10 protein-coding genes are annotated in these 8,212 nt (G+C 68.2%); 4 read left to right on the forward strand and 6 right to left on the reverse strand.

Annotated features, from left to right (window positions below):
- Positions 1-76: 76 nt before the first annotated feature.
- Together HUU96_RS07660 and HUU96_RS07665 are read right to left on the reverse strand one after the other, a co-directional pair.
- Positions 77-841, reverse strand: coding sequence for a TonB-dependent receptor plug domain-containing protein (locus HUU96_RS07660; RefSeq protein WP_174292245.1), 765 nt, complete (start codon positions 839-841; stop codon positions 77-79).
- Positions 842-926: 85 nt separating this feature from the next.
- Entirely contained in the window at positions 927-1,373 is a 447-nt protein-coding gene (locus HUU96_RS07665; protein WP_174292246.1) for a lipocalin-like domain-containing protein, read from the reverse strand.
- Between the two features lie 171 nt (positions 1,374-1,544).
- On the opposite strand from HUU96_RS07665, the gene HUU96_RS07670 reads away from it, so the two are divergent.
- Positions 1,545-2,156: a nitroreductase family protein gene (locus HUU96_RS07670; RefSeq protein WP_174292247.1), complete on the forward strand. Its 612-nt coding sequence runs from the start codon at positions 1,545-1,547 to the stop codon at positions 2,154-2,156.
- A 9-nt stretch (positions 2,157-2,165) separates the two neighbouring features.
- Here the strand turns inward: HUU96_RS07670 and HUU96_RS07675 are convergent, their stop codons facing one another.
- Positions 2,166-3,254, reverse strand: a complete 1,089-nt coding sequence (locus tag HUU96_RS07675) for a BTAD domain-containing putative transcriptional regulator (RefSeq protein WP_174292248.1) — start codon at positions 3,252-3,254, stop codon at positions 2,166-2,168.
- Positions 3,255-3,474: 220 nt separating this feature from the next.
- Between HUU96_RS07675 and HUU96_RS07680 the strand changes: the two genes are divergently transcribed.
- The gene (locus HUU96_RS07680; protein ID WP_174292249.1) at positions 3,475-4,995 is read left to right on the forward strand and encodes a class I adenylate-forming enzyme family protein; all 1,521 of its coding nucleotides are present in this window, start codon (positions 3,475-3,477) and stop codon (positions 4,993-4,995) included.
- Between the two features lie 13 nt (positions 4,996-5,008).
- Here the strand turns inward: HUU96_RS07680 and HUU96_RS07685 are convergent, their stop codons facing one another.
- The 3 genes from HUU96_RS07685 to HUU96_RS07695 form a co-directional block, all read right to left on the reverse strand.
- Entirely contained in the window at positions 5,009-5,485 is a 477-nt protein-coding gene (locus tag HUU96_RS07685; protein ID WP_174292250.1) for a hypothetical protein, read from the reverse strand.
- 67 nt (positions 5,486-5,552) lie between these two features.
- Entirely contained in the window at positions 5,553-6,158 is a 606-nt protein-coding gene (locus HUU96_RS07690; RefSeq protein ID WP_302480225.1) for a UbiX family flavin prenyltransferase, read from the reverse strand.
- On the reverse strand, positions 6,155-6,613 hold the full coding sequence (locus HUU96_RS07695; protein ID WP_174292251.1) for a pyridoxamine 5'-phosphate oxidase family protein: 459 nt from the start codon (positions 6,611-6,613) through the stop codon (positions 6,155-6,157). Before HUU96_RS07695 ends, HUU96_RS07690 begins: the two co-directional genes overlap by 4 nt.
- 151 nt (positions 6,614-6,764) lie before the next feature.
- Between HUU96_RS07695 and HUU96_RS07700 the strand changes: the two genes are divergently transcribed.
- Positions 6,765-7,700 carry an alpha/beta hydrolase gene (locus HUU96_RS07700; protein WP_174292252.1) on the forward strand — a complete coding sequence of 312 codons (936 nt, stop codon included), beginning with the start codon at positions 6,765-6,767 and terminating at the stop codon, positions 7,698-7,700.
- Between the two features lie 92 nt (positions 7,701-7,792).
- Positions 7,793-8,212 (forward strand): UbiD family decarboxylase domain-containing protein (locus HUU96_RS07705; protein ID WP_174292253.1); only part of this gene is annotated, 420 nt, incomplete at its 3' end.

The raw sequence follows: 8,212 nt of genomic DNA on the forward strand, positions 1-8,212 counted from the left end.
ATCACGCGATTAGACAACCTACAAGGAACGCCGCTCCGCCGCCTTAGCGGAGTGGCAGAACCTCGCGAGCTGAGCCTCACGCCCAAAGCCCGACCTGCATCGTGTGGAGACCGGTTCGCATTAGACTGACAGCACCGTTGTGGACGTTGACGCCATAGCCATCCTGCATCGCCAGCGAGTGCCCGGCGAAGTCCGCGGAGAGGGTGTCGGTAAGCCCGCCGGTGACATAGGCGTCCGCCGACACCGTGCCGTAATTGGCGTAGCCGAGCGAGATCTGGCCGCCCGCGTGCTGCGACGGCTCGCGGGTGACGACCTGGATCAGGCCGCCGGTCGAGTTGCGCCCGAACAGCGTGCCCTGCGGCCCCTTCAGCACCTCGACCCGCTCGACGCCGCTCAGCGACAGCAGCGAGGCGGGAGCGGAGCCGATATAGACGCCGTCGATATAGGTCGCCACGCCGCCCTCATAGCCGACGCCGATGACGTTGTTGCCGATGCCGCGGATGCGCGGCTGCACATAGCCGGCATTGTCGGTGATGGTGACGCCCGACACCGACTGGGCAAGGTCGGTGGAGACCGCCACGCCGGCCTTGGCCAGCGTCGCGCCGGTGATCGCGCTGACCGCGATCGGCACGTCCTGCAGCCGCTCCTCGCGGCGCTGCGCGGTCACGACGATGTCGGCGATGCCGTCGCCGGGGTTCCGCGGCGCGTCGGTGGAGGCCTGTGCCGCGTTGGGCGCGGTCGATTGCGCGTTGGCCGGGCCGGCGCAGAGAATGGCGGCGCTTGCCCCAGCGACGGCAAGCGCGGAGATCGTCGGCGCTGAGCCTCGGCGGAAACGGTTCATTGATCACTCTCCTTTCGCGGCCGCTCGTTACGTTCGAGTTCGCCCGCTCGATGCGACGCCGTGCGGCGGCGCGGTCAAAACCCTGTCAAATCGCGCTTGGCCCGGCCCGCCGCCAGCGGATGCGCAGGAAAGCGCCGCCATGGATCGGCGCGGCGAAGAAGGTCAGCCGGTCGCCGTCGATCGCGAACCGGCGGGTCAGGGTCGTGCCGATCGCATTGGGGTTGAGCGCCACCTCGACATGGTGGCTGACGATATCTCCGTCGATGGCGTAGCGGCCGGCATAGGCGGCGACGCCGGCCACGGCGGCCAGGATGTCGGCGTCGGTGGCACCGGTCAGCACCGGGCGGGCACCGATGCTCCGCGCCGGATGCCGGGCCACCGGCGTCGAGACCACCGATACGTGCCCGTCGTCGCTGTAGATCACGCGGCCGTGGCGCGGCACGGGATCGTGGACGGGAACGCCCTGCGCGTCGACGTCCTCCTCGCCCAGCAGGTCCCACGCGCCGACGATTCGGTGTCGTTGATCGTCCATCCTGCTCGACCTTCCACCCCTCGACCGTCCACTGCAGCGGATGATGCCGTCTTCCTTCAAACGGATGTCAACATGCGCCTTGAGACTTGGTTGAACCCGCTCGAGCAGGGGTCGAAACCGGTGACGAGCGGCGCTCATTGTCCGCCGTCGTCCGCAGGATAAGGCACCGTCATGCAGATCGCTTCCCCACGGCAGACCGATAATCTCGTCGAGCCGCTGTTTCTCGAACGATGGTCGCCGCGTTCGTTCGATCGGTCGGCGATCGACGATGGCGACCTGCAAACGCTGTTCGACGCCGCGCGCTGGGCGCCATCGTCGTTCAATCGCCAGCCCTGGCGCTTCATCTACGCGCATCGCGACACGCCGTCGTGGGAGCGGTTTATCGATCTGCTGAAACCGCAGAATTCCGGCTGGGCGCGCAACGGCTCGGTCCTTATCCTGATGGCATCGGACACGATGATCCAGTTTCCGGGGTCGCCGATGCCGACGCCATCGCACAGCCACTCGTTCGATGCCGGGGCCGCATGGGCGTTGTTCGCGCTGCAGGCGACGCGCATGGGGCTCGCGGCTCACGGCCTTGCCGGCGTCGACTTCGAGCGCGCGCGAACGGAGCTTGGCGTTCCCGACGATTATCGCATCGAAGCTGGGATCGTGCTGGGCCGCGCCGCCGATAAGTCGCTGCTGCCCGAACCGCTGCAGGCGCGCGAAGCTCCGAGCGGCCGCAACCCGGTCGACAGCTTCGCGTGGGAGGGCCGGTTCGGCGGGGTCCAGGCAGCCGGCTGACGATCGCTCCTACGCGGCGTAGCCATGGCCGAAGGCACCGACGATCGTGCCGTCCGCGTCGACCAGCGGGCTGACGATGCGGCGCTGCGGAAAGGTGGTGCCGTCCTTCGCCGTCAGCATGACGTCGCCGACCCAGCGCCCGCCGGAAATCGCCTTGCGTAGGATCTGCTCGGCGAGCGGCAGGTCGCCGCCGGTCGCGTACACCGCCGTCGGCAGCCGCCCGCACATCTCCGCCTTGGCGAACCCCAGCGTGTCCTCGGCGACGTGGTTCCAGCCGACGATGCGGTTGTGCGTATCGGTCACCGCGACCGCATAGGGCAGCTGTTCGAGGACGAAGGCGAAATCGGCGAGCGTGCGGCTGGCGGGGGCGAGGGGGCCGCGCTCCTGGATGCGCTTGTGGAGCAGGCAGGTCTCCGGTTCGGGATCGACGCCGAGCTCGCGCGCGAGTTCCTGTTCGAGCGAGCGGAAGTGGTCGGCGGAGCGGCGCGGAAACCCCTTGATCGCATGGCAGCGCATGATCGCGCGGTGGGCGGTCTCGTCGAACGAGTCGATGGCGAGGATGCGCTGCGCCGCGGTCAGCGCGGCGTCATGGTCACCGGTGTGCAGCCGGCTTTCGACCAGCCGGCTCAGCGCGTCGTGCAGCCGCTGCCGCAGCCGCTCGCGCTCCGCCATCAGCCAGCTCGACAATCCCTGCTGGTCGAAATCGAACCCCTGGAGGAAGTCGCCCTGGTACAGCGTCTCGAACAGCTCCAGTTCCTCGCGCGAGGCGCAGGCGGGGTCGATCGTGGCGAGGCGCGCGACATCGACGTCGATCGCGTCGGCGGCGCTCCAGATGAACTGGAAGTCCACGCCGACCATCTGCTTGCCGAACACGTTCTTAAGATCGCACAGCGCCTGGCTCAGGCTGTGGCGCGCCCGTGCCTCGTCCTTGTCGCCCCACAACAGCCCCGCGATCGCCTCGCGGCTGAAGCGTTTGCCGGGATGGATCGCCAGATAGGCGGCCAGCATCGCGGTCTTGCGCGTGGTCGGCCGCCGCTCGCAGCCGTCCGGGCCGGCGAAGCGCAACGGCCCCAACGCTCTCATCTCGAAACGCGCCATCACATCCTCCCGATGCGCTCGCACGAGCCGCGCGGGCGTTTGGCATTGGCCCGACAGCGCGGATCGTCCGCATTATCGGGCATGGCAGTCTGCGCGCTGTGCGACAGCCGAGTCAATCCGGCCGCCGTCACAGTATCCTGCGACAGGAAAGCCGCTGTCCCGGTCCGAAACACCGGACGCCACTGGCCGTTTTGAGGTTCCTTTGACCGGTGCCAGCCGGATGAAAACACTCGTCGACCTGCTGGAGAGGGCAGAGGCGGAACATGGCGAGCGGATCGCCGTCTCCACCCATGACCGGCACCTGACCTATCGCCAGCTGTTCGACCGATCGCGGCGGCTCGCCGGTGCCATCGCCAGCCGCGGCGTCCGGCCCGGAGAGCGGGTCGCGATCATCGCGCCGAACGGGTTCCGCTATCTGGAGGTCAACTTCGCCTGCGCGCTGGCAGGTGCGGTCCTGGTGCCGCTCAACACCCGGCTGGCCCCGGCCGAGCTTGGCGACATCCTGGAACGGGTAGATTGTCAGCTTGTCTTCCGGTCGGGGGAAGTCACGTTTGGCGACATAACCTCCATCGGCTGGCATGAGGCGGCGGTGCCCGACGAGGCATGTGGCTATGAGCGGGCGCTGGCACAGGCGACCCCCATCATCTCCGCATCGCCCGCGACCGCCGAGACGCTTGCGCAGATATTCTTCACCAGCGGCACGACGGGACAGCCCAAGGGCGTCTGCCTGACCCACGGCAACCTGCTCGCCAGCGGTATCGACGCGATAGAACGGCTCGATTTCGCGAACGGCGATGTCTGGCTGCATTCTGCGCCGATGTTCCACCTGGTCGACGCCTTTGCGATCTGGGGCATGACGCTTGCCGGCGGGGCGCATGTCGCCGGCCAGTTCGACGCCGCCGGGTTCGGCGCGCTGGTCGAGCGCGAGCGGATCACCAAGACCAGCCTGCCGCCGACGCTGCTCGACTGGATTTCGCGCCAGCGTCCCGACGAGCGACATGACCTGAGCTCGCTGGCGCTGATCAGCTATGGCGGCTCGCCGATGCAGGATGCAGTCTACAAGCGCTGCCGCGCGGCGCTCGGATGCCAGCTGCTACAGGCCTATGGCCTGACCGAAGGGTCAGGCTTTGTCTGCCACGAGCAGGCGGGCGACAACCCCGATCCCAATGCCGCGTTCGACACCGTCGGCCGGCCGACGCGTCACGTCGAGATCGCGTTGCTCGACGACGACGGCGGGACGGTGGCGGCGGGAATGGTCGGCGAATTCGGGCTGCGCGGGGCGCGGCTATTCCAGGGTTACTGGAACGATCCGGAGGCGACCCGCGCCGTACAGTCGTCCGGCTGGTACCGAACCGGCGACCTGGGCCTCAGCAGCGACGCCGGCCTGTATCAGGTCGTTGGCCGCAAGAAGGAAATGATCATCTCGGGCGGCGAGAACGTCTATCCCGCCGAAGTGGTCAACGCGCTGTTGTCGCATCCGGCGGTGATCGAGGCGGCGGTGTTCGGCGTGGCGGACGAGCGCTGGGGCGAGCAGGTGCGCGCGGTGGTTCATGTGCCCGCCGACGCCCCGCGGCCGAGCGCGGAGGAGCTGACGCAGCACTGCCGCAGCCTGATCGCCGGCTACAAGACGCCCAAACATATCGCGATCTGGCCCGACCCGCTGCCCAAGACCGGCGCGGGCAAGATCGCCACCGCCGCGATCAAGGCGCGGATCGTGCACGAGATCGGAAGGGCATCCTAGCAGCTGGAGAGCGCTAGCGGGACGAGCCGAAGGTCGTGGCCCGCCGATCGGCCAGCGCCGCGACGAAGATCACCGGCATGAACAACGCCCCGATCACCGCGCCATGGCACAGGTTGAGCAGGCCATGGCTGCGCCCGGTCATCGGCAACATTCCGAGGCCGAGCGTAACCGCGACGCGCAACGGCACCAGCACCGCCGCCGCGACCAGCACGAACAGGATCGTCCGCGCGATCACATTGCGCGGCACGAAGCCCAGCCAACCGCCGCCATACCGGCCTGGCGGCGGCGTCCTGGCGAAGCGGGCGCGCAGCACCAATGTCATCACCAGCGTCATCAGCCCGACCGGGCAGATCGTCGCCATCACCGCATCGACGATCGCACCATCGGGACCCTGCAGGTGCGGCGGCGGCTTGAGGCCGGCCGCCCACAACAGCACCGGAAACACGACCGCGTTGACGAAGATGCCGACCAGCGTGTCGACGATCATCATCCGCCGTATGCCTTGGGCCAATCACCGTCTCCCCACCGCACCAGCCGGCTTTGTGTGACAAGGACGGTCAAGAACTCGTCAAACGCCCGCCGCCTGGGGCCGCCCGCGTCCCCTGCCAGCGATGGATGCCGCCGACGTCGAGGCCGAACAGGTCGAGCGCGCGGCCGACGCTGTGATCGATCAGGTCGTCGATCGTCTCCGGTCGGCCATAGAAGGCGGGCAGCGGCGGCGCGACGATCGCGCCCATCTCGGTCACCGCCAACATGCTCTTCAGGTGGCCGGCGTGCAGCGGCGTCTCGCGCACCATCAGCACCACCCGCCGCCGCTCCTTCAGCGCGACGTCGGCGGCGCGCGACAACAAGCCCGCCGTCACCCCGGTGGCGAGTTCGGACAGGCTGCGGATCGAGCAGGGTGCGACCAGCATCCCCAATGTCGCGAACGACCCGCTGGAGATCGACGCGCCGATATCGTCGGCGCGGTGGACGACACTGGCCAGCGCCTCGACATCGGCGACCTTCAGGCTGGTCTCGTGCGCGAGCGTCAGCTTCGCCGCCTGGGTCATCACCAGATGCGTCTCGATCCCGGTCTCGCGCAACCGCTCGAGCGCGCGCACGCCGAAGATGACGCCCGATGCGCCCGACATGCCGACGATCAGCCGGCGAGGGTCGCTCAAGATACCTGCTCCAGGGATCGCAGGTGCGCGACCTGTGCCTCCCAGCGCGCCAGCGTCCTCGCCTCGTCGTGCAGGGTGAAGCCGATCATGCCGCCTACCTCGGCATAGGGTGCGCGGTGGCTGATCGCCCCGACGACGGTCATCTCGACGATCAGGTAATCGGGCGTGTCGACGCGGCCGACGACGGCGAGCCGCACTTCCCACGCGACGCCGTCGGCGGCGGCGTGCAGCGCGACATGGCCGTCGCGTCGCAAATTGGCGGCGCTGCTCGAGCGCGGCCACAGCCGCAGCTTCAGCCGGTCGCCGGCGATCAACACCTCGCCGGCGCTGAGGTAAGCGAGATGCGGCCAGCCGTCCTCCGCCACCGTTGCCAGCACGGCGGACACCGCGAGCTTGTCGCTGAGATCGTCGCCGTCGAACTGCGCCAGCAACGAGGCTGGCAGGATAGCGTCCATCCGCGTCTTTCCCATGAATCACATCAGCATGGCGATGCAGGAAACCGTTGGAAAGCCCGCAGAAGCGGTGGCGTCACTTTGACGACTTTTTGATCCGGCTCGCTCAGTCGTGTCACCGATCGCGGCGATCCCGACGCCGCAGGAGCGACCGATGCAGCCCGACGTCGAGTGGATCTCGCAGCAAATCCGTGCCGCGGGTCCGGTCATCGACCTGCGCCGGCTGGTGTCGCTCTACGCGCCGCTGCACGAGGTTGAGCCGTATCGCGGCGTCACCGTGTCGCGCGACCTGCGCTATGGTCCGCACGACCGCAATCTGGCCGACATCTTCCGCACCGATGACCAGGGAGCGCCGAGGCCGATCCTGCTGTTCGTCCACGGCGGCGGCTATATAGTGGGCGACCGGCGGGTCAGGCCGGGCAGCCCGTTCTACGACAACGTCGCCTTGTGGGGCGCGCGCTATGGATTCCTGGCGATCAACATGACCTACCGCCTTGCCCCCGCCGATCCCTGGCCGGCGGCGCAGCAGGACATCGCCGCCGCTATCGCCTGGGTGCGCGCTGCCGCGTTCGAATGGGGCGGCGATCCCGATGCGATCGTCTTGATGGGGCATTCGGCTGGCGCGACCCATATCGCCTGCTATGTCGCGCATCCCGAATATTGGGCGGACGGGATCGGCATTTGTGGCGCAATCCTCGTTTCGCCAACGGGCGGGGCAACGCCCGATGACCGCGCACTGGCGGACGACCTGCCATTCCTAGACCACGAGCGCGCTTATTTCGGCAGCGATGACGCGCTGTACGCCACTCGGGCGGCGGTGCCCGCGCTGGCTGCGAGCGAGGTGCCGCTGTTGTTCGTCGGTCCCGAGTTCGACCCCGCTTTCTTCCAGCGTCACCTCGATCGGCTGCGCGATCTGTTCACCGCCGCCGGTCGCGAGGACCGCTTCATCGTGCTGGACGCGAACAACCATATGTCGACGATCTTCTCGCTCAACACCGCAGATATCCGATTGGGCGACCTCGTTGCCGGGTTTGTTGACGATGTCTGCGGCATCGCATCACCGCGCCGCCGCATCGGCCAGACCGTTTGACGATCTTTTGACCGACACGGGCGAACGTCGGATGACGATGCGCGGGCCTTCCATCACGCCCTCGTCCGGCCGATAAGATAGGCGAAGCGACCATGCTGACCGAGATAGCGCGCCCGACCGACGATGAGCGCTCCGGCGGGTACAAGGAGAGCGGCGTGACCGATTGCGAGCGTTTTCGCCTCCGGACCTTCCTCGACCGGCTGGTCGAGGCGGGCGAGTGCCTCGTCGTCGAGGAGCCGATCGACCTGATCGACGTCGCTGGCCGGCTGGAGGGGGAGACGCGGGCGGTCTGGTTCAAGGCGGCCGGCCCCGACCGGCAGGAACTGGTCGGCAACGTCGCCGGCGCGCGCAGCCGCCTCGCGCTCGCCTTCGGCGTGTCGGCGACCGAATTGCCGCTGCGGCTGCGCGACGCCTCGTCGAAGACGATCGCCCCGGTGGAGGTGTCGTCGGCGGACGCACGCCCTGTTCTGACGGTGGAACTGGGCGACGACAAGGAAAAGACGCTCCTTGGC

Source organism: Sphingomonas bacterium, assembly GCF_903644135.1.
Lineage (GTDB): Bacteria > Pseudomonadota > Alphaproteobacteria > Sphingomonadales > Sphingomonadaceae > Sphingomonas.

Excerpts from the sequence above, each read along its gene's own strand:
- HUU96_RS07680 (WP_174292249.1), top strand. The coding sequence starts at position 3,475 with ATGAAAACACTCGTCGACCTGCTGGAGAGGGCAGAGGCGGAACATGGC.
- HUU96_RS07695 (WP_174292251.1), bottom strand. The coding sequence starts at position 6,613 with ATGGACGCTATCCTGCCAGCCTCGTTGCTGGCGCAGTTCGACGGCGAC.
- HUU96_RS07660 (WP_174292245.1), bottom strand. The coding sequence starts at position 841 with ATGAACCGTTTCCGCCGAGGCTCAGCGCCGACGATCTCCGCGCTTGCC.
- HUU96_RS07665 (WP_174292246.1), bottom strand. The coding sequence starts at position 1,373 with ATGGACGATCAACGACACCGAATCGTCGGCGCGTGGGACCTGCTGGGC.
- HUU96_RS07700 (WP_174292252.1), top strand. The coding sequence starts at position 6,765 with ATGCAGCCCGACGTCGAGTGGATCTCGCAGCAAATCCGTGCCGCGGGT.
- HUU96_RS07675 (WP_174292248.1), bottom strand. The coding sequence starts at position 3,254 with ATGGCGCGTTTCGAGATGAGAGCGTTGGGGCCGTTGCGCTTCGCCGGC.
- HUU96_RS07670 (WP_174292247.1), top strand. The coding sequence starts at position 1,545 with ATGCAGATCGCTTCCCCACGGCAGACCGATAATCTCGTCGAGCCGCTG.
- HUU96_RS07685 (WP_174292250.1), bottom strand. The coding sequence starts at position 5,485 with ATGATGATCGTCGACACGCTGGTCGGCATCTTCGTCAACGCGGTCGTG.